Source organism: Streptomyces sp. NPDC088261, from assembly GCF_044740805.1.
Classification (GTDB): Bacteria; Actinomycetota; Actinomycetes; order Streptomycetales; family Streptomycetaceae; genus Streptomyces.
Window position 1 is genome coordinate 9,585 of the sequence record NZ_JBIURL010000025.1, and the last position, 22,657, is coordinate 32,241.

At 74.8% G+C, this 22,657-nt stretch carries 2 protein-coding genes; both read right to left on the reverse strand.

Going from position 1 to position 22,657, the window contains the following annotated elements:
* Positions 1-13: 13 nt before the first annotated feature.
* Positions 14-7,582: an amino acid adenylation domain-containing protein gene (locus ACIODU_RS31435; protein ID WP_401772092.1), complete on the reverse strand. Its 7,569-nt coding sequence runs from the start codon at positions 7,580-7,582 to the stop codon at positions 14-16.
* Positions 7,579-22,188 carry an amino acid adenylation domain-containing protein gene (locus ACIODU_RS31440; RefSeq protein WP_401772095.1) on the reverse strand — a complete coding sequence of 4,870 codons (14,610 nt, stop codon included), beginning with the start codon at positions 22,186-22,188 and terminating at the stop codon, positions 7,579-7,581. The genes ACIODU_RS31435 and ACIODU_RS31440 overlap by 4 nt, the downstream gene beginning before the upstream one ends.
* Positions 22,189-22,657 lie beyond the last annotated feature (469 nt).

The window sequence follows — 22,657 nt, forward strand, 5'->3', positions numbered from 1 at the left end:
TCGGCCCCCGGGCCTACGGAGCGGGCAGGAAGCCCGTCTTGTGGAAGTAGGTCAGGTAGCGGGTGACGACCTCGTCCGTCAGGGGGGGTTGGTGGGCGCCCAGGGCCGCCGCCGCCTTCGTCGTCTGGCCCGAGTCGAAGCGGCGGTGGTCGCCCGGCTCGGGGCGGGGGCCGGTCTCTTCGCCGAGGAAGAGCTGGGCCGCGTTGTCCGGTTGGGCCGCCACCAGGGACTCCCACTCCGGGGCGGGGACCGTTCGCAGGTCGTGGCCGAGGCGGGCGGCGGCCTCGAAGACGCGGTCCAGGCCCGGTGCGTCCGGGTTGGTGAGGTGGTACGTCTCCGCTCCCGTCTGGCCCGCCGTGGAGAGCGCCACCACCGCCGCGCTGACGTGGTCGACGGGGACCCAGTCGGTCGACCCGTACGGCAGGTCCGGTACGGCTCCGGCCTGGAGGCAGCCCTTGATGAGCTGCCACAGCAGGTCACGGTCCTGGCAGGCGCCGGTGGTGGTGTCGCCGCTGATCCGGCCGGGGCGGTAGACGGTCACCGGCAGGCCGCGTTCACGGGCCAGGCCGACCAGCCCCTCCGCGACCCACTTGCTGCGCGCGTACCCGTCGGGCAGCGAGGACGCGGGGCCCGTCGGGGTCGACTCCGTGATGGTGACGGGATCGGGACCGGGCGCCGGCGCGTAGACGCTGGTGGTCGAGATGTAGTGCATCCCGGGTGAGGCGGAGTCGGCGAGCAGGCGCAGCAGTTCCTCGGTGCCGCCGACGTTGGGGGCGCGCAGATCACCGTACGGCGCGGCGAAGTTGACGCGTGCGCCGTTGTGCAGGACGGGGCCGAGGCGGCGGACGAGGGCGGCCCGGTCCCCCGGCGGCAGGCCGAGGCCGGGGGCGGCGAGGTCGCCGGGGAGGGGGCGGATCAGGGCCTCGTACCGGGGCCGCCAGAGGCCGTACCGCTCCAGGTTGGCCCGCAGCCGGTCCCCCGCCTCCCGCTCGTCCTTGGCCCGTACGAGGCAGTCGACCGGGCCGTCGGTGGTCTCGACGAGGTCGCGCAGGAGGAACGCGCCGAGGAAGCCCGAGGCGCCGGTGAGCAGGGGCCGGGCGGTGGGGCCGGAGAGCCGTACGCGGGCCGCGAGGAGACCGTCCCGGCCCGCGCCCGTGATGTCCGGGGCCAGGCGCACCTCGGCGGTGAGGTCGGGACCGGCAGAGGGGTCGTCCCGCTCGTCGTCCGCCGTACGCCCCACAAGGCGGTCGACGCCCTCGGGCGTGGGCGCCGCGAACAGGGCGCGCAGGGAGACCCGGTGACCGCACCGCTCCTCGATCCGCTGGACCAGGGTCACGGCCAGCAGGGAGTGACCGCCGAGCGCGAAGAAGTCGTCCGTGACGCCGACCGCGGGCACGCCCAGCGTCTCCGCGAACGCCTCGCACAGGGCGCGCTCGCGGGCGGTGCGGGGGGCACGGCCTCCGGCCGTCACCGCCGGGCCGGGCGCGGGCAGGGCGCGCCGGTCGGTCTTGCCGTTGGGGGTGACGGGCAGGGCGTCGAGCCGGACGAAGGCGGCGGGGACCAGGTGGGCGGGCAGGGTGGCGGCGAGGTGGGCGCGCGGGTCGGCCTCCGTCCCGCCCACCGTGTACGCGACCAGGCGCCGGTCCCCCGGCCGGTCCTCGCGGACGACCGCACAGGCCGCGGTGACACCGGGCAGGTCGGTGAGCGCGGCCTCGATCTCGCCGAGTTCGATGCGGAAGCCGCGCAGCTTGACCTGGTCGTCGGCGCGGGAGACGTAGACGAGTTCCCCGTCGGCGGTCCAGCGCACCAGGTCGCCGGTGCGGTACATCCGGCCCCCCGCCGGGTCGTACGGGTCGGCCACGAAGCGGGACGCGGTCAGGGCTGCCCTGCCGTGGTAGCCGCGGGCCAACCCGGCGCCGGACACGTAGAGTTCGCCGACGACGCCGGGCGGCACGGGCGCCAGCCGGTCGTCCAGGACATGGACGCGGGTGCCGTCGACGGGTATGCCGATGGGCACGGTACGGACGGGCGCACCCGGCCCGTCGGCCTGCTGGAAGGTGCTCATGGTGGCGCAGACCGTGGTCTCGGTGGGGCCGTACGCGTTGGTCAGGAACCGGTCCCCCGCCCAGGCGTGCACCAGGGCCGGCGCGCACGCCTCACCGGCGAGGACCATCGTGGTCCCGGCGGGCAGCGAGCCGGGCGGCATCACGGCGAGGGCGGCGGGCGGCAGGGTGAGGTGGGTGACGCCCCGTTCACGGACCAGGGCGGCGAGGGTGGGACCGGGCAGCAGGGCGTCGCGTTCGTCGATCTCCAGGCAGGCCCCGGAGAGCAGCCCCATGCACAGCTCCCAGAACGCGGCGTCGAAGCTGACCGACGCCATGTGCAGCACGCGGCTGCCGGGGCCGACGCGCAGGCGTTCGCTCTGGGTCCTGGCCAGGGCGCCGACACCCCGGTGGGTGACGACGACGCCCTTGGGGCGGCCGGTGGAGCCTGACGTGTAGATGACGTACGCGGGATGCGCCGGGAGAGGCGAGGGGGCGGGGCCCGTACGGGCGTCGGGGTGGACGGCCTCCGGGGTTCCGTCCCCGAGGTCTTCCGCGTACAGGCAGGGCACCGAGGAGTCCGGGAGACCGCGGCGGACGGCGGGGGTGGTGAGGAGCAGCCGGGGCCGGGCGTCGTCGAGCATGTAGGTGAGGCGCGGCGCGGGGTATTCGGGGTCGAGCGGCACGTACGCCGCCCCGGCCTTGAGGACGCCGAGGAGGGCCACCACGAGGTCGTGGGTACGGGGCAGGGCGACGGCCACCCGGTCCTCGGGGCCGATGCCCCGCGCGGTGAGGTGGCGGGCCAACGCGTCCGCACGGCTGTTCAGTTCACCGTACGTGAGGGTGGTGGCGGCGTCGCGGACCGCCGGGGCGTCCGGAGTGCGCCGGGCCCACTGGTCGAAGAGCGCGGGGACCGTCGACGCGGGCCGGTCCTCGGCGGGCCCGGTCCCCCAGGCGGCGAGGCGGGTGCGCTCGGCGCCGGTGAGCACGTCGTACGTGCGCAGCGGGCGGTCGGGGTCGGTGGTGACGGCGCCGAGGAGCAGGACGAGCCGTTCGGCGAGGCCGCGGACGGTGGCCGGGTCGAAGAGTTCCGTCGCGTAGTCGACGGTGGCCCGCATGCCGCTGGGCGTACCGCCGGTGTCGTACGTCTCGGTGAAGGTGAACGACAGGTCGAACTTGCTGACGCCGAGGTCGACCGGTACGCCGGTGACGGTGAGGCCGGGCAGGTCGACGGGGGCGCCCGCGGTGTGGTTCTGGAGGATGAGCACGGTCTGGAAGAGCGGATGGTGGTTCTGCGAGCGCGCGGGGTTGAGGAGTTCGACGAGGCGCTCGAAGGGGACGTCCTGGTGGGCGTACGCGGAGAGGTCGAACTCCTTGACCCGGTCGAGGAGTTCGAGGAACGTCGGGTCGCCCGAGAGGTCCGTGCGCAGCACGAGGGTGTTGACGAAGAAGCCGACGAGATCGGTGGTGGCCTCGTCGGTGCGTCCGGCGACCACCGTGCCCAGCGGGATGTCGTCGCCCGCGCCGTGCCGGGAGAGGACCGTGGACAGGGCGGCCTGGAGCACCATGAAGACGCTGCATCCGGCGGCGCGGGCGAGGTCCGCGATCCGCCGGGCGGTGTCACCGTCGAGGGTGAAGTCGTGGGTGGCGCCGGTGTGCCGGGGCACGGCGGGGCGCGGCCGGTCCCTCGGCAGGTCGATCACCTCCGGCAGCCCGTGCAACGCGTCTTTCCAATGGGCGAGTTGACGGGCGACGAGGCTGTCCGGGTCGTTCTCGTCGCCGAGCAGCCGGCGCTGCCAGAGGGTGTAGTCGGCGTAGTCGACGGGAAGCGCGGTCCAGTCCGGTTCCCCGTCGCGGGTCCTGGCGCGGTAGGCGGCGCCGAGGTCCCGGGTGAGGGGGGCGAGGGACGAGCCGTCGGCGGCGATGTGGTGGATCACGAGGACCAGGACGTGCGCGTCGTCGGCCAGGCGCAGCAGGGTCGCCCGGAGCGGGAGGTGGCGCTCGATGTCGATCGGTTCGGTCGCGGCGGCTCTGATCCGGTCGGTGAGCCGGGTCGCGTCCACGGTCTCGACCGCGAGGGGCAGTCGGGCGTCGTCGGGCGCGGTGAGGTGCTGGCGCGGTCCGCCGTCGTCCCCGGGGAAGACGGTGCGCAGGGCGGCGTGCCGGGTGACGAGGTCGTGGAGGGCCCGGCGCAGGGCGCCGGTGTCGAGCGGGCCGTCCATGCGGATCGCGAAGGGGATGTTGTACGTGGCGGACGGGCCGTCGAGCCGGTGGAGGAACCACAGGCGCTGCTGCGCGTACGACAGCGGGAGCACGGCGGGGCGTTCGCGCGGGACGAGGGCGGGGCGGGCCGGGCGGGCCGCGTCCGCCAGGGCGGTGGCGAACGTGGCGACGGTGGGATTCTGGAAGAGGGTACGGATCTCGCTCTCGGTGCCCAGGGCGGTGCGGACGCGGCCGATGAGCCGGGTGGCGAGCAGGGAGTGGCCGCCCAGGGCGAAGAAGTTGTCGTCCACGCCGACCCGGTCCACGCCGAGGACGTCGGCGAACAGTCCCGCGAGGATCTCCTCGTGGGCGCCGCGTGGCGGCCGGCCCGACGCGCCGGGCGCGGGGGCGGGCGCGGGCAGGGCGGCGCGGTCGAGTTTGCCGTTGGGGGTCAGGGGCAGCGCGTCGAGCGGCTGGATCGCGGTGGGCACCATGTAGGCGGGCAGGTGGCGGCCGACGTGCGCGGCGAGCAGGTCCGGGTCGGGGGTGTGGCCGGGGGCGGGGACGACGTACGCGGTGAGGGTGCGGTCGCCGGGCAGGTCCTCGCGGACCAGGACGCAGGCGGCGCGCACGGACGGGTCGGTGCGGAGGACCGCCTCGATCTCGCCGGGTTCGATGCGGTGGCCGCGCAGTTTGATCTGCTGGTCGGCCCGGGCCACGTGGTGCAGGGTGCCGTCGGCGTCCCGGCGCGCGAGGTCGCCGGTGCGGTACATCCGGCTCCCGTCGCCGGCGAACGGGTCGGCGACGAAGCGGGTGGCGGTGAGGCCGGGGCGGCCCAGGTAGCCGCGTGCCACTCCGGGGCCCGCGACGTACAACTCGCCCTCGGCGCCCGGCGGTACGAGCCGCATCGCGGCGTCCAGGACGTACCCGCGCATGCCGTCGAGCGGCCGGCCGATCGGGGGCACGCGGCCGGGGGTGTCGTCGGGGCGGACGCGGTGCAGGGTGGCGAAGGTGGTCGTCTCGGTGGGCCCGTAGGCGTTGAGGACGGCGGTGCCGGGGTGGGCGGCGGCGAGGCGCTGGAGCACGCCGGGCGCGGCGGCCTCGCCGCCGGCGGCGGCCAGCCGCAGCAGGCCGAGGGCGCCGGGGTCGGTCTCGGCGATGACGTTGAACAGGGCCGTGGTCAGGAAGGCCGCGGTGACGCCGTACAGGGCGACGAGATCGCGGAGCACGGCGGGCTGGAGGCTGCCGTCGGGGGCCACGACCACCCGGCCGCCGTTGAGGAGCGGGGCCCAGATCTCGAAGGTGGAGGCGTCGAAGACGTATGCCGAGTGCAGCAGGACGGCGTCGGCCGCGCCGTCCCGCCAGGTCCGCTCGGCCGCGAGGGCGGTGATGTCGGCGTGGGTGACGCCGACGCCCTTGGGCAGGCCGGTGGAGCCGGAGGTGAACATGACGTACGCGAGGCGGGCGCCGCCCGGGACGGCGGGGAGGGCTCCAGGGGTGGCGGGGCCGCCCTGCCGGACCCGGCCCGCGGCGTCCACGGTCACGAGCGCGACCTCGGGGCCCAGGCGCTCCACCCAGGGGTGGGAGCGGGTGGACTCGTCGACGATCAGGGCGCGTACGGCGGCGACTCCGGCGACGCGGACGAGCCGTTCGACGGGCCAGCGCGGGTCGAGGGGCACGTAGGCGGCGCCCGCGCGCAGGACCCCGAGGGAACCGGTCACCAGGGCGGCGGAGCGGCCGAGGAGAATGCCGACACCGTCCTCGGCTCCGATCCCGAGCCCGGTGAGGGTCCGGGCCATGTCGTCGGCACCATCGGTCAGCTGACGGTACGTCAACTCTTCTGCGGCTCCCGTCACGGCCACCGCGTCCGGGTGGCGGGCCGCGTGGCGGGCGACGGCGTCGGGAACACTCATGTCCAGGTCGGTGCCGGTGAGTTCGGCGCCGCGCCCCTGGGAGAGCAGGGTGTCGTGCTCCCCGTCCAGGAGGACGGGGACGGTGTCGGCGCGGCCGTCGAGCCCTTCGGCCATCACGGCCAGCAGGCGCCGCATGCGGGCGACGGTACGGGCCACCTCGTCGCGGTCGAGGACGGCGGCCCGGTAGCCGAAGGTGATCCGCAGGGCGTCGCCCGGCGCGATGGTGAGGGTGAGCGGGTAGTGCGCGGCGTCGGTGCCGCTGAACCCGGTGACCGCGAGATCGGGCAGCCCTTGCTGGGCGGTGCGCAGGGACTCCGCGTCCAGGGGGTAGTTCTCGAACACGGCAAGGGTGTCGAAGAGTTCGCCGAGCCCGGTGACGCCGCGTAACTCGGTGAGGCCCACGTACTGGCTGCCGAGGAGGCGCCCCTGCTCCTCCTGGAGCCGGGTCAGGAGCGCGCCCAGGGTCTCGCCGGGCGCGGGGCGGAGCCGTACCGGCACGGTGTTGATGAACAGGCCGACCATCGACTCGATGCCCGGGATCTCCGGCGGACGGCCGGACACGGTGGTGCCGAACAGGACGTCCTGGCGTCCCGTGAGGTGCGTGAGCAGCAGCCCCCAGGCGCCCTGCACCAGGGTGTTGAGCGTGAGCCGGTGGGCGCGGGCCGTCTCGCGCAGCCGGAGCGTGGTGGCCTCGTCCAGGTCGAGGACGAGGGTCTCCGGCAGTTCGCCGGCGTTCGGCACGTCGGCCGCCCCGCGCCCGGCGAGCAGGGTGGGCGCCTCGACCCCGGCCAGGGCGGTGCGCCAGGCGTCGAGAGCGGCGGTACGGTCCTGCGCGGCCAGCCAGGCGAGGTAGGTCCGGTACGGGGCGACGCGCGGCAGGGCGCTGTCGTCGCCCCGGCTCGCGTACAGCTCGAACAGCTCCCGCACCAGCAGGGGCACCGACCAGCCGTCGAGGAGGATGTGATGGCTCGTCATGACCAGGCGGTGGCGGCGCGGCCCGGTGTGCACCAGGGTGAACCGCATCAGCGGCGGGGTGGCGAGGTCGAAGCGGCGCGTGCGGTCGGCGGCGAGGAACGCGGCGAGGCGTTCCTCCGCCGTGTCAGGGCCGTCCGTATCCGGCCCGTCCGTGGCGGCTCCCGCCCCGGTCAGGTCCAACTCCGCCAGCTGCACCGCCACTTCGGCGGCGACCGCCTGCACGGGCTCGTCCAGGTCCTCGTGGAGGAAACCCACCCGCAGGTTGGCGTGCCGCCGCAGGAGGCCGGCGATCGCGGCGCGCAGCGTGGGGACGCTGACGGTGCCTTCGAGGTCGAAGACGAACTGCGCGGTGTAGACGTCCACGGCGTGGGAGTCGTACAGCGCGTGGAAGTGCATGCCCGCCTGCAACGGCGTCAGCGGCAGTACGTCTTCCAGTTGGAACCCGGTCACTTGCGTCCACCCCACTTGTTCTGAAGTCGGTCGATCTGGGCCTGGTTGAGCGAGACCAGGGGAAGGTCGGACGGCGTGTAGCCGCCCGCGTCGGTTCGTTCGGTGTGTTCGGCGAGGGCGCGCAGGGCGCGGCCGAAGGTGTCGGACAGGGCCTCCACGTCCTCCTCCTTGAGGAGGTCGCTGGGCCAGGTCCAGCGGATCACCAGGCGCGGCCCTTCCGGCAGGTCCTCGGTGTGCGCGTTGATGTCGAGGACGTGGTGGACGGGCATGTCCGGGTCCTGGCTGCGCGGTCCGCCGCCGTCGAGCACCACGTCCCAGTCGGCGCCCGCTCCCGGGCCCCCGTCCTCGTGCTCCTCGGACCGACCGGCGTACCGGCCCAGGTAGTTGAAGCCGATCTGGGGCGCGGGCGCGCATGCCAGCCGGGGGGCGGTGGCGGGGTTGAGGTGGCGCAGCATGCCGTGGCCGACGCCGTGGTCGGGGACGGTCCGCAGCTGTTCCTTGACGCGTTTGAGGGCGCGTTCGACCAGGGCGGTGTCGAAGTGCCGGGGGTCGCGGGCGTCGCCGGGCCCCGGGTCGAGCCGGACCGGGTAGAGGCTGGTGAACCAGCCGACCGTACGGGACAGGTCGAGGTGGTCGGCGAGCTGCTCGCGGCCGTGGCTCTCCAGGTCGAGCAGGACGCCGGTGTCGGCGGGACGGTGTTCGCCGCGTGCGGCGGCCCGTTCGGCGCGCCAGGAGCGTACGGCGAGGGCGAAGCCGGTGAGCAGGACGTCGTCCACCCCGGCGTGGAAGGCGGCGGGGACGGTGGTGAGCAGGGGGGTGGTCCAGGTGGCGGGCAGGTGGGTGGTCAGGGTGCGCGTGCGGTCGGCGGTGTCCAGGTGGGGGTCGAGCGGCCGGTATCCCAGCTGGGGGTCGGGGGCGCTCACCACCTCTTCCCACAGGGGCACTTCGGCCTCGCGGGCGGCGCCGCGCGCCTGGGACGTGAGGAGTTGGGCCCAGCGCCGGTAGGACGTGGTGACGGGGGGCAGGGCCGCGGGGACCCCACTGCCGACGGCGCGCCAGGCGGTGGCCAGATCGGCGGCGAGGATCCGCCAGGAGACCGCGTCGACGGCCAGGTGGTGCACGACGAGGAGCAGGCGGCCGCGGGCCCGCGGCCCCGCGTCGGCCCAGACGGCCTGGACCACGTTCCCGTCCGCGGGCCGCAGCCGTCTGCGGGCCTGTTCGCCGGCCTCCGTGACGGCGGCGCGGACGGCGTCGGCGCCCAGGCCCGCGACGTCGACGCGCGTGAGGCGGTCGCGGGCGGAGACGGCGTCCGGCGGCAGGGCTTCGAGGACGGGTGCGCCCCCGTCCTCGCGGGTGACCCGCAGCCGCAGCATCGCGTGGTGGTCGATGAGGAGTTGGAGGGTGGCGGCGAGGGAGTCCTCGTCGGCGCCCGCAGGGGTGCGCAGCACCCCGGACTGGTTGTAGCCGTCGACGGCGCCGGGCCGCTCCAGGAGCCAGGCGATGATGGGCGTCGGCGGCAGCTCGCCGGTGCCGGGATCGGCGGGGGCCGCGACCTGCTGGTCGAGTGCGGTGGCCGAGGCCGCGATCGCTTCGGGGGTGCGGTGGGCGAAGACGTCGCGCGGGGTGACTCCGAGGCCGGCCTCGCGGAGACGGCTGACCAGCTGGATCGAGAGGATGCTGTCGCCGCCGAGCGCGAAGAAGTCGTCGTCGGTGCGCACCACCGGGGCGTGCAGGACGGAGGCGAACACGTCGCAGAGGACCCGCTCCCGCGCGGTACGGGGTTCTCCGCCGGGCCGGGTGGCGGCCGGGCGCTCCGGGGCGGGCAGGGACCGGCGGTCGGTCTTGCCGTTGGGGAGCAGCGGCAGCGCGTCGAGCGGGACGAACGCGGTGGGCACCATGTACGGCGGCAGGACCGAGGCCAGCCGTGCGCGCAACTCCCCGTCGGTCAGGGGTACGTTGCCGGTCCCGGTGCCGGGAACGGTGTAGGCGACCAGACGCCGCTCGCCCGGCCGGTCCTCGCGGACGAGGGCGCAGGCGGCGCCGATGCCGTCGATCCCGGTGAGAGCGGCCTCGATCTCGCCGAGTTCGATGCGGAAGCCGTGCAGCTTGACCTGGTCGTCGGCGCGGGACACGTACGTGAGCAGTCCGTCGGCGTCCCGCCGGACGAGGTCGCCCGTACGGTACATGCGGCTTCCGGCGGGACCGTACGGATCGGCGACGAACCGGGCGGCCGTCAGGCCGGGGCGCCCCAGGTAGCCGCGCGCGAGACCGTCGCCCGCCACGTACAGCTCGCCGGTGACGCCCGGCGGCACCGGCCGCAGACCGGCGTCCAGGACATGGGCGCGGGTGTTGTCGACGGGCCGGCCGAGCGGTACGCCCCCGTCCCGCGCGGACGTGTCCTTCTCCCCGCCCCGGTGGTGGTGGGCGGTGGCGTCGATGGTCGTCTCGGTGGGCCCGTACAGGTTGTGCACCTCGGCCCGCCAGGCCCGTCCGACCCGCTCCGCCAGGGAGCGGGACAGCGGTTCGCCGCCGCACAGGACGGCCCGCAGGGTCGCGGGCGCGTCGTCGGGACCGGTCTCGGTGAGGACGAGCGAGAGGTGCGAGGGGACGAACTGCGCGACGGTCACACCCGTGTCCCGCATCCGGGCCAGCAGTCCGGCGGGGTCGCGGTTGGCGGCCGGCGGCACGGGGCAGGTGGAGCCGCCGTGCAGGAGCGGCAGCCAGGTCTCCCACACCGAGGCGTCGAAGCTCGGCGAGGTGCGGGCGAGGACCCGGTCGTCGTCGGTGAGGCCGAGGTGTCCCGCCATCCAGGCCATGTGGTTGGTCAGGGAGGCGTGGGTGACGACGACGCCCTTGGGGCGGCCGGTGGAGCCCGAGGTGTAGATGACGTACGCCGCGTCGCGCGGGTCCGGCGCGGCGGCGGGCGGCGCGGCGCGCCCGGTGGACCAGGCGGCGCGGTCGTCGAGGGCCAGGCTGGGCAGGGACAGGCCGTGGCGGGCGGCGCGGTCGGCGCCGTGGGTCAGGAGCAGCGCGGGGCGGGCGTCGGCGAGCATGTGGGCGATCCGGGCCGCCGGGTACTCCAGGTCGACCGGCAGGTAGGCGGCCCCGGCCTTGGTGACCGCCAGCATCGCCACGACGTGGTCGGCGGTGCCTTCCAGGGCGAGCGCGACGAGGTCGTCACGGCCGATGCCCCGGTCGTGCAGGTGGTGCGCCAAGTCGTCGGAGAGCTGGTCGAGTTCGCGGAAGGTGAGACGGTACGCGCCGTCCCGTACGGCGATCGCGTCGGGCGTTCTGGCGCACTGGGCGCGGAACGCCTCGGGCGCGGTGGTCGCCTCCCCGGGCCGGATGGGTCCGTGGGCGGCCTGTTCGACGCTCCGCCGCTCGGTGGCGTCCAGGGCGTCGACGGTGTGGACGCGCAGGCCAGGATCGGCGGCGAGCACGGCGAGCAGGCGGGTGAGCCGGGCCGCCAGGGTGTGGGCGGTGGCGGGGGTGAAGAGTTCGGTGGAGAACTCCAGGCCGCCGTCGAGGCCGGCGGGCCGGCCCGTGCCGTCGTGTCTCTCGGCGAAGGTGAAGGTCAGGTCGAACTTGCTGATGCCGGTCCGCACGGGCTGCTCCGTCACCGTGAGACCCGGCAGGTCGACGGTGGCGTCCGCCTGGTTCTGGAGGACGAGCATGGTCTGGAAGAGCGGGTGGTGGTTCTGGGCCCTGACCGGGCTGAGGGAGTCCACCAGCCGTTCGAAGGGCACGTCCTGGTGGGCGTAGGCGGCCAGGTCGAACTCCCGTACCCGGTCCAGCACGTCGGCGAAGGTGGGGTCCCCGGTGAGGTCGGTGCGCAGGACCAGGGTGTTGACGAAGAAGCCCACCAGATCGTCCAGGGCTTCGTCGGTGCGTCCCGCGACGGCGGTGCCGAGCGGGATGTCGTCACCGGCGCCGTGCCGGGACAGGAGCACCGACAGGGCCGCCTGGAGCACCATGAAGAGGCTGCATCCCCGGGCCCGGGCGAGGTCGGCGAGCGCCCGGTGGGTGTCCGCGCCGACCGGGAAGGCGAAGGCGTCGCCGCCGTACGCCGTCACGGCGGGTCTCGGGTGGTCGCAGGGCAGTTCGAGCAGGTCCGGGGCGCCGGCGAGGGCCGTGCGCCAGAAGTCCAGCTGGCGGGCGGCCGGGCTGGCCGGGTCGTCCTCGTCGCCGAGCAGCGCGCGCTGCCACAGGGCGTAGTCGGCGTACTGGACGCCCAGTGCGGTCCAGCCGGGCTCCTCGCCCTCGGTGCGCGCCCGGTAGGCCGTGCCCAGGTCGCGGGCGAGCGGGGCGAGGGACCAGCCGTCGCCCGCGATGTGGTGGACGAGCAGCACGAGGACGTGCGCCTCGGCGCCGAGCCGTACCAGCCGGGCCCGTACGGGGAGTTCGGCGCTCACGTCGAAGGCGTGCGCGACCTCGGCGGACAGCACCTCGTCCAGGCGGACGGGATCGGTGTGGGTGCCGGAGTCAGGGTCACGGTCAGGGTCAAGGTCGCGGTCAGGCTCGGGGTCGAGGTGACGAGGCGTCAGGTCGATGTCGGCGTCATCGGCGTCCAGGACGAGCTGGCGCGCCACGCCGTCGGTGTCGGGGAAGACGGTACGAAGGCTCTCGTGCCGCTCCACGACGTCCACGAGGGCGCTCTCCAGGGCGTCCGCGTCGAGAGGACCGTCCAGGCGCAGCACGAGCGGCACGTTGTACGTGGCGCTCGGCCCCTCGAACCGGTTGAGGAACCAGAGGCGTTGCTGGGCGAAGGACAGCGGCAGCGGATCGGGGCGGTCGGGAACCCGCTCCAGGCGGCTCCTGGCCTTCTCGGCGCCGTCCAGCGCGGCGGCGAGCGCGGCCGGGGTGGGGTGCTCGAAGAGGGTCTTGACCTGGACCTCCACCCCCAGCACGGTGCGGATGCGGGCGGTGAGACGGGTGGCGAGCAGCGAATGGCCGCCCAGGGCGAAGAAGTTGTCGTCCACCCCCGCCCCGTCGAGGCCGAGCACGTCGGCGAAGAGCCCGCACACGATCTCCTCGCGGGCGGTACGGGCCGCGCGCCCGCGGACCGGGGCGCGGTGGGCGGGCGCCGGGAGGGCGCGCCGGTCGACCTTGCCGTTGACGGTCAGCGGCAGCGCGTCGAGCAGGACGAACGCGGCGGGCACCATGTAGGCGGGCAGGGACCGGCCGACGGCCAGGGCCAGTTCGCCGGGTTCGGGGCTCGCCCCGGCGGTGGGCACGACGTACGCGACGAGGCGCCGGTCTCCCGGGGTGTCCTCGCGGACGACGGCGAACGAGTCGGCGACCCCTTCGCAGGAGGCCAGTACGCCCTCGATCTCGCCGAGTTCGATGCGGTAGCCGCGCAGCTTCACCTGACCGTCGGCGCGGGTGACGTACGCGATCTGCCCGTCGCGGGTCCAGCGGACCAGGTCGCCGGTGCGGTACATGCGCCCGCCCGCCGGGTCGAACGGGTCGGCGACAAAACGCGCGGCGGTCAGGGCGGGCAGCCCGGTGTACCCGCGGGCGACGCCCCGGCCTGCGAGGTACAACTCCCCCACCACGCCGGGCGGTACGGGTCCCAGGGACGTGTCCAGGACGTACAGGCGCATGCCGTCCAGGGGGCGCCCGATGGGCGGCGGGCCCGACGGCAGGGCGGCCGCCACCTCGTAGCGCGTGGCGAAGGTGGTGGTCTCGGTGGGCCCGTACACATGGAGGATCCGTGCGCCGGGCGCGGTGGCGGCGACGCGCTGCATCGCGTCCGGGGAGGCCAACTCCCCACCGGCGCAGACGAGTCGCAGCCCGGCGAAGGCGCCGGGGTCGGTCTCGGCGATCACGTTGAACAGGGCCGTCGTCAGGAACACGGCGGTCACGCCGTGCTCGTGGACGGCGACGTCGAGGGTGCGCGCCTCCAGGACGCCGTCCGGTGCGACGACCACCCGGCCGCCGTGCAGGAGGGGGGCCCAGATCTCGAACGTGGAGGCGTCGAAGACGTACGCCGAGTGCATCAGGACCGCGTCGGTGGCGCCGTCCCGCCAGGCGGAGTCGGCCGTGAGCGCGACCACGTCGGCGTGGGTGACGCCGACGCCCTTGGGCAGGCCGGTGGAGCCGGAGGTGAACATCACGTACGCGAGGGCGCCGGGGCCGGGCACGCCGGCCGGGCGGCCCGGCCGTTCGGGCGCGCCCCGCAGGACGCGGCCGAGCCGGTCCACCACAACCACCGGTACGTGGCGGGCCTTTGCGGTCACCCAGGGGGCGGCGGCGGTGTCCTCGCCGACGACCAGGACCCGTACGTCCGCCACCTCGGCGACCTGGTCGAGCCGCTCCTCGGGCCAGCGGGCGTCGAGCGGGACGTACGCGCCGGCCGCCCGGACCGCGCCGAGCGACGCCGACACCACGGCGGCCGAGCGGCCGAGCACCACCCCGACCCCGTCCTCGGGTCCGACACCGAGGCCCGCCAGGGTGCGGGCGAGGTCGGCGGAGATCCGGTCGAGTGCGGCGTACGTGAGGGTGGTGTCCTCGCCGGTGACGGCCACGGCGTCCGGGGTGCGGGCCGCCTGGGCCGCGAAGAGGGCGGGCAGGGTGGCCGCGTCCGGGCTCTCCGGGGTGTCCGGCGCGGCGGCGGGCAGGCCGCGGCCGGTGCCCCAGCGCGCCACCCGGGTGTGTTCGTCCGGTGTCATCAGGTCGTAGCCCGCCACGGGCCGCCCGGGGTCGGCCGCCACCTGCTCCAGGAGGCCGACCAGGCGGGCCGCGAGGGCCTCCACGGTGGTCCGGTCGAAGAGAGCGGTCGCGTACTCGATCCCGGCGGTGAGGCCGCCCCCGCCCGGCTCCTCGGTGAAGGCGAAGGTGAGGTCGAACTTGCTGAGGCCGTTGTGGACGAGCCGGTCCTCGACGGTGAGCCCCGGCAGGTCGGGGCGGACGGCCTCCTGGTTCTGGAGCACCAGCATGGTCTGGAACAGCGGGTGGTGGTCGCGCGCCCGGACCGGGTTGAGACTCTCCACGAGACGCTCGAACGGGACGTCCTGGTGCCCGTAGGCCGCGAGGTCGAACTCCCGCACCCGCACGAGGAGTTCGCGGAAGGTCGGGGTGCCGGACAGGTCCGTGCGCAGGACGAGCGTGTTGACGAAGAACCCGACCAGGTCCTCCAGCGCCTCGTCCGTACGCCCGGCGACGGGCGAGCCGAGCGGGATGTCGTTCCCCGCGCCGTGGCGGTGCAGCAGGGTCGCGACCGCCGCCTGGAGCACCATGAAGAGGCTGCTGCCGGATTCCCTTGCCAGGAGCAGGAGTTGGGCGTGCAGGGACGGCGGTACGTCGAAGGTGTGGACGGCCCCTCTCGGGTCGGCGGTGACCGGGCGCGGCCGGTCCAGCGGCAGGTCGATCAGGCCGGGCAGACCGGCGAGGGCCGTGTGCCAGTGGTCGAGTTGGTGCCGCAGCACGCTCGGGGGGGTGTCCTGGCCATCGCGATCTTTGTCGTCGCCGTCGCCGTCGCCCAGCGCGGCGCGTTGCCAGAGCGTGTAGTCGGCGTACTGGAGCGGGGTTCCGGCCGCCGGCTCCGGTGCCCGGCCCGCGAGACGGGCCCGGTACGCGTCGCCGAGATGACGGGCGAGCGGCGCGAGCGACCAGCCGTCGCCCGCGATGTGGTGCAGGACGAGCACGAGGACGTGGTGGGCGGGTGACGAGCGCAGGAGCAGGGCGCGCAGCGGCAGGTCCGTGACCACGTCGAACGGCTCGCGCACGGCGGCCAGGACGGCCGCCTCCAGGTCGGTGGGCGCCGTGCTCACGACCGGCAGGGCGGGCGTGGCGGTGCCGGCGGGGAGGATCAACTGGTGCGGTACGCCGTCCCGTTCGGGGAACAGCGTGCGCAGCGCCTCGTGCCGCTCCACGACATCGGCGAGAGCCGCGCGCAGGGCGTCCGGGTCGAGCCGGCCGCCGAGCTCCAGGACGAGCGGGATGTTGTACGCGGAGCTGGGGCCTTCGAGCCGGTTGAGGAACCACAACCGCTGTTGCGCGAAGGACAGGGGCAGCGGATCGGGCCGCGACGCGGCGGGCACCACCGGCGGGCGGGCCGGGCCCGGTGTGCCGAGGACGCGGGCCAGGCCCGCGACGGTCGGGTGCTCGAAGAGGGTGCGTACGGCGACCTCGGCGCCCAGGACGGCACGGACGCGGCTGACGACCCGCATGGCGAGCAGCGAGTGGCCCCCGAGGTCGAAGAAGCTGTCGTGCGGGCCCACCGAGGGCACGTGCAGGACATCGGCGAAGATCCCGGCGAGCAGGTCCTCCTGGAGCGTGCGCCGCCCCGCGCCGTCGGAGGTGTCGGGGCCGGGGCCGGGCGCGGGCAGGGCGCGCCGGTCCACCTTGCCGTTGGGCAGGAGCGGGAGGTCGTCCAGGACGACGACGGCGCCGGGCACCATGTAGTGCGGCAGCGTCTCGGCGAGGTCGTCACGGAGGGCGGCGGGGCGCGGGGCCGGGTCGCCGGTGACGGCGTACGCGACGAGGAGGCGGCGGCCGGGTTCGTCCTCGCGGATCACGGCGCAGGCGGCGGTGACGCCGGGGCGCGCCAGGAGCGCGGCCTCGACCTCGCCCAACTCGATGCGGAAACCCCGCAGTTTGACCTGGTCGTCGGCGCGGGACACGTAGTCGAGCAGGCCCCGCCCGTTCCACCGTACGAGATCGCCCGTCCGGTACATGCGGGCGCCGGCGGCGGCGAACGGGTCGGCGACGAACCGTTCTGCGGTCAGCCCCGGGCGGCGCAGGTACCCTCGGGCGAGGTTGGGGCCCGACAGGTACAACTCCCCGGTGACGCCCGGCGGTACGGGCCGCAGCCGGCCGTCGAGGACATAGGCGCGCATGGTGTCGACGGGGCGGCCGAGGGACACGGTCTCGGACGGCGCGCCGGGATCCGCGAGTCCGCCGGAGTCCGGGGTCCCGCTGCCCGGGCCGCTGGAGTCCGGACCGCTGGAGTCCGGTCCCCCGGAGTCCGGACCGCCGGCCCGGTGGGCGGTCGCGTCGATGGTCGCCTCGGTCGGCCCGTACAGGTTGTGCGCCTCGGCCCGCCACAGTCCGGTGATGTCGGCGGCGAGGGCGCGCGGCAGCGGTTCGCCGCCGCACAGGACGGCGCGCAGGTGGGGCAGGGGCGCGGCGTGCGCCGCTTCGGCGAGGACGAGGGCCAGGTGCGCGGGCACGAACTGGGCGACGGTGACGTCGAACCGGCTCATCCAGGAGACCAGGGCGTGCGGGTCCCGGTTGGCGTCGTCCGGCAGGACGCAGACCTCGGCGCCGTTCATCAGCGGGAGCCACAGCTCCCACACGGAGGCGTCGAAACTGGTGGACGTACGGGCGAGGACCCGGTCGTCCGGGGTGAGGGCGAGATACCGCGCAATCCACCCCATGTGATTGGCCAGGGCGCCGTGCGTCACGACCACGCCCTTGGGGCGGCCGGTGGAGCCGGAGGTGTGGATGACGTACGCGGGGTCCGCCGGGTGGGGGGTGTCCGAAGCGGGCACGGGGGGATCCGTGGGCAGGGCGGCGGGGTCGTCGAGGGCGAGCCACGGCACGTCGTGGGCGGGCAGGCCCGCTTGCACGTCGGTGGTGGTGAGCAGCAGAACGGGCCGGGCGTCGTCCAGCATGTGCCGGATGCGCGCGGCCGGATACCGCGGGTCCACGGGCAGATAGGCGGCGCCCGCCCGCAGGACGGCCAGCATGGCGACGAGCGTGTCGGCGGAGGAGGGCATCGCGAGGGCCACCAGGTCCTCACGGCCCGCGCCGCGCTGGCGCAGGACGTGGGCGACGGCGTCGGCGCGGGCGTCGAGTTCGGCGTAGGTGAGGCTCCCGCGCGCGTCGCGCACGGCGACCGCGTGGGGGGTACGGACGGCCCAGGCGCGGACCGCTTCGGGGGCGGTACGGGTGGGCGGCGGCCGCTCCGTACCGCGTCCCCGGCCGAGGAGGACGTCCCGCTCGCCCGGTACCAGCGGGTCGAGGTCGGCGACGGGGCGGTCGGGGGCGGTCACGGCCTGGGTGAGGACGTGGGCGAAGCGGGCGCTGAGGGCGCGGGCGGTGGGGGCGTCGAAGAGGTCGGTGGCGTACTCGAGGTAACCGGCGAGGCCGGTCGGGCCCGCTGTCGTGGGCGTGGTGGGTGCGGCAGAGTCCGCCTGTTCCGTGATCTCGGTGACCTCGGTGACCTCGGTGAGCGAGAACGTGAGGTCGAACTTGCTGATCCCGGTGTGCCGCGACCGGTCGTGGACGGTGACGCCGGGCAGGTCGAGCCCCGCCCGTTCCTGGCTCTGGAGGACCAGCATGGTCTGGAACAGCGGGTGGTGGTCCCCGGACCGCTCGGGGTTGACGGCCTCCACCAGCCGTTCGAAGGGCACGTCACCGTGGCTGAAGGCCGCGATGTCGAACTCCTTGACCCGGTCCAGCAGTTCACGGAAGGTCGGGTCGCCGGACAGATCCGTGCGCAGGACGAGGGTGTTGACGAAGAACCCGACCAGATCGTCCAGGGCCTCGTCCGTGCGTCCGGCGACGGCGGTGCCCAGCGGGATGTCGTCACCGGCGCCGTGGGCGCGCAGGGTCACGGCGAGGGCCGCCTGGAGCACCATGAAGGGGGTGCAGGCGGCGGCGCGGGCGAGCCGGGTGAGCGCGGCGTGCGCGGAGGCGGGCAGCGCGAAGGGGACGGTGTCGCCCCGGTGGCTGGGTACGGCGGGGCGCGGCCGGTCCAGCGGCAGGTCGAGCAGGTCGGGGGCGCCGCGCAGCGCGTCCTGCCAGTAGGCGAGCTGACGGGCGGCCAGGCTGTCCGGGTCGCTGTCGTCGCCGAGCAGCCGGCGCTGCCAGAGGGCGTAGTCGGCGTACTGCACACGCGGCGCCGGCCGAGCGGACGCGGTGTCGCCCGCCCCCTCGGTCCTGGCGCGATAGGCGGCGCCCAGGTCACGGCTCAGCGGGGCGAGGGACCAGCCGTCGGCGACGACGTGGTGGAGGACGAGGACCAGGATGTGACGGGCGGGGTCCAGGCGGAGCAGATGGGCGCGGACGGCGAGGTCCCCGGCCAGGTCGAAGGGCACGGCGGTCAGCCGGTCCACCGTTTCCACGGCCCAGGCGTCCGCGGGCTCCCCCGGCGGGGGCGTCTCCACGACGAGGGGGACGAGCGACGCGGCGGCGTCCGCGTCCAGGATCTCCTGACGGGCGACCCCGTCGTCCTCGGCGAAGACGGTGCGCAGGCTCTCGTGCCGTACGACCACGTCGGCCAGTGCGCCGCGCAGGGAGTCGGGGTCCAGCGGCCCTTCGAGTTCCAGGACGAGCGGCACGTTGTAGGTGGCGCTGGGGCCTTCGAGCCGGTTGAGGAACCACAATCGCTGCTGCGCGAAGGACAGCGGCACGGTGTCGGGCCGGTCCTGCGGGACGAGGGCCGGCCGGCCCACCCCGGAGGTGTCGAGGACGGCGGCGAGAGAGGCGACCGTGGGGTGGTCGAAGAGGGTACGGAGGTCGAGTTCGGCGCCCAGGGCGGCCCGGGTCCTGCCGATGAGACGGGTGGCGAGCAGCGAATGGCCGCCCAGGGAGAAGAAGTTGTCGTCCACGCCGACGGCGGCCATGCCCAGGACGTCGGCGAACAGCCCGGCCAGGACCTCTTCGTAGGCCGTGCGCGGCACACCGCCCGTGGTGACGGCGGCGCGGGGCACGGGCAGCGCGCGGCGGTCGACCTTGCCGTTGGCGTTGAGGGGCAGCGCGTCGAGCGGGACGAACGCGGAGGGCACCATGTACGCGGGCAGGGTGCGCCCCAGTCTTCCGGCCAGGGCGGCCTCGTCCAGCAGGGCGCCGGGGGCGGGCACGACGTACGCGACGAGCCTGCGGTCGCCGGGCAGGTCCTCGCGGACCAGGACGCACGCGGCGCGCACCTCCGGGTCGGCGGCCAAGGCGTTCTCGACCTCGCCCGGCTCGATCCGGAATCCGCGGAGTTTGACCTGCCCGTCCGCGCGTCCGACGTACTCGACGGTGCCGCTCCCGGTCCAGCGCACGAGGTCGCCGGTACGGTACATGCGCCCGCCGGACCCGTCGTACGGGTCGGCGACGAACCGGGTGGCGGTCAGCCCGGGGCAGCCCTGGTACCCACGGGCGACGCCCCGGCCGCTCACGTACAGCTCCCCGACGACACCGGGCGGCACCAGGCCGAGCGAGCCGTCGAGTACGTACAGGCGCATCCCGTCGAGGGGCCCGCCGATGGGCGGCACGCCCGCCGTACCGGCGTCGACCGGGTGGCGGGTGGCGAAGGTCGTGGTCTCGGTGGGGCCGTACACGTGCAGCACGCGGGTGCCGGGCGCGGCGGCGGCCACGCGCCGCATCACGTCGGGGGCTGCCGCCTCGCCCCCGGCGGCGACCAGGCGCAGCCCGGCGAACGCGGCCGGGTCGGTCTCGGCAACGACGTTGAACAGGGCGGTCGTCAGGAACAGCGCGGTCACCCCGTGCCGGTCCACCAGCTCGGCGAGGACCCGGGCCTCCAGGACGCCCGGCGGTGCGACCACCACGCGGCCGCCGTTCAGGAGCGGTACCCAGATCTCGAACGTGGAGGCGTCGAAGACGTAGGCGGAGTGCATCAGCACCGCGTCGGACACCCCGTCCTGCCAGGTGGTGTCGGCGGTCAGCGCGAGGACGTCGGCGTGGGTGACGGCGACGCCCTTGGGCTGGCCGGTGGACCCGGAGGTGAACATGACGTAGGCGAGCCGGCCGCCGCGCGTCACGGCCGGCGCCGCTCCCCGCCGCGGGGGAGCCCCGCGCAGGACGCCGCCGTGCGCGTCGAGGACGATCACCGGCAGGGTGGCCGCCGTCTCCCGTACCCACGGCCGGTCGGCGTGGGCCGCGTCCACCACCAGGGCACGGACACGGGCGACTCCGGCGACCCGGTCGAGCCGCTCGACGGGCCAGTCCGCGTCCATCGGTACGTACGCGGCGCCCGCGCCGACCACGCCCAGCGTGGCGGACACCCGGGCCGCCGAACGTCCCACCAGGACACCGATGCCGTCCTCGGCCCCGACACCCCAGCCGTGCAGGACTTCTGACAGTTCGTCGGCGGATGCGGCCAGCTCCCGGTAGGTGCGTGTGACGGCGCCGTCCACCACCGCGGGGGCGTCCGGCGTCCGCCGTACCTGCGCGCGGAACGCCTCCGGCAGGGTCGGTCCGGCGGTCTCCGCGGGCAGTTCGGCACCCCGGCCCCGGGCGAGCAGCGCCCCGGCGCCGGTCGCGTCGAGGAACGGCAGGTCGCGGAGGAGGAGGTCGGCGTCCGCGCCGGCCAGCGCCGACAGGAAGGAGACCACGGCCTTCTGGTGCAGCCGCACGTCCTCCGGCCGGTACAGCTCGGGGTTGGTGTCGAAGCCGAGCAACGGGTCCTCGCCCTCGGCCCGTTCGGAGACGAAGAGGGACAGGTCGTCCACCGGGCCGAGGGACAGCAGCCGGGAGGGGGCGGGGGTGCCGGCGAGGTCGAGGTCGTAGTTGTAGCCCATGATGTTGACGACGATGTCGCTCAGCCGCGCGGCGGCGTCCGTCATCCTCAGTTCACGGGCGAGCTGTTCGCGGGAGAAGCGGCGGTGGCGCAGGGCGCCGCGCATCTCGGCGGCGACGCTGCGCACGAGGGCGCCGACGGTCATGTCACCGGTGACGGTCAGGCGCAGCGGCAGGACGTTGGATGTCATGCCGACGATGTGCCGCAACCCGCCGTGGCGGCCGTTGGAGGCGAGGCCGACGGTGACGTCCTGGTTCCCGGTGACCCGGGCGACGTAGGCGGCGATCGCGCTCACGAACACCGCGGACCAGGTGGTGCGGTGGGCGGCGGCCAGCTGGCGCAGGTCGTCGAAGACGGCGAAGGGCAGCGTCTCGCCGGTGTGCAGACCGCCGGGAGTGCCGGAGAGCTCGTCGGGCGCCGGAGTGTCGGTGCGGCGGCGGATCAGCGCCGTACCGTCGCGCCCGTCCCGTCCGTCGCGCCCGCCGTGCCCGTCCCGACCGGCCGGTTCGCCTCCGACGTCGGCGAACTTGCCGGTCCAGTACGCGCGGTCCGCGTCGTACTGGTCCGATGCCCGGTAGGCCACCTCACCGGCCACGAGGTCGCGCAGCGGCGCGGCGGGCAGCTCGACCGCGTCCAGGTCCTCGCCCCGCACGGCGCGGGTGTACAGATCGGCGACGGTACGGGTGAAGAGGGCGCCGCCGAGACCGTCGATCGCGAGGTGGTGGAAGCGGAGGTACCAGTAGTGCAGCCGGGGGGCGAGACGCAGCAGCGCGTAGTGGTGGTGCGGTGCGTCGAGCCGGTCGACGGTGCCCATGTCGGCGGCCATGTAGCGCTCGGCGGCGGCGACGGGATCGTCCGCGCCCGACAGGTCGACCCGGCGGAGGAGACCGGTCCGGGGCACGGAGGGGCGGGCGACCCGCTGGCGAACCGTTCCGTCCCGGGTGACGATCTCCAGGTTGAGGCTGTCACACAGGGCGACGGCCCGGTCGAGGGCGGCCGCCAATAACCTCTCGTCGAGGTCACCACGGATCTCGAAGCATTCTCCGATATTGCATTTCGGGCTGTCCGGGTCGACGAGCTGCCCGTACCACATGCCCTGCTGGGCCGTGGTCAGTTCGAAAGTCTCTTGCATCTCCTGGGGAGATATTCCTGTGGAGAGGGGACTGTTTTCCTGCATGCCGATCTACACCTTCGGGAAGATTTTCAGGGACAGCGAGAAAGGCATGGCGAAACCACCCTCGCCGTTGCGCCCGTTTTTCAGGACGGGCCGGTGAAAGCCAAAGGGAAGTCGCCGCGCCTTCGCGTCCGGCGCCGCGGCGGCCTCGTACCGGGAAACGGTGATGGAAATGGCGGCCCGGTACGGGGCCGGGCTTCCTTAGCACATGACGGACGGCGGCAGAGCGGGCCGCCGATGTTTTATGGACTGTGCAGGAAGGCGACCGGGTACACGGACCGGACGCGACCGATCTCCGATCATCTCTGATCGATTTTGCTCGGACGAGAGCACGCTCGAAGAAGACGGAGCCTCGGTGCCGCGCCGGCCGGGCCGATCACCCTCGACGGCCCCGCCACCTCGGGCGGTCCGGCCGCCCGGCCGTCCG

Bases quoted from the DNA above. Each gene is read 5' to 3' on its own strand.
- ACIODU_RS31440 (WP_401772095.1), bottom strand. From the start codon at position 22,188: ATGCAAGAGACTTTCGAACTGACCACGGCCCAGCAGGGCATGTGGTAC.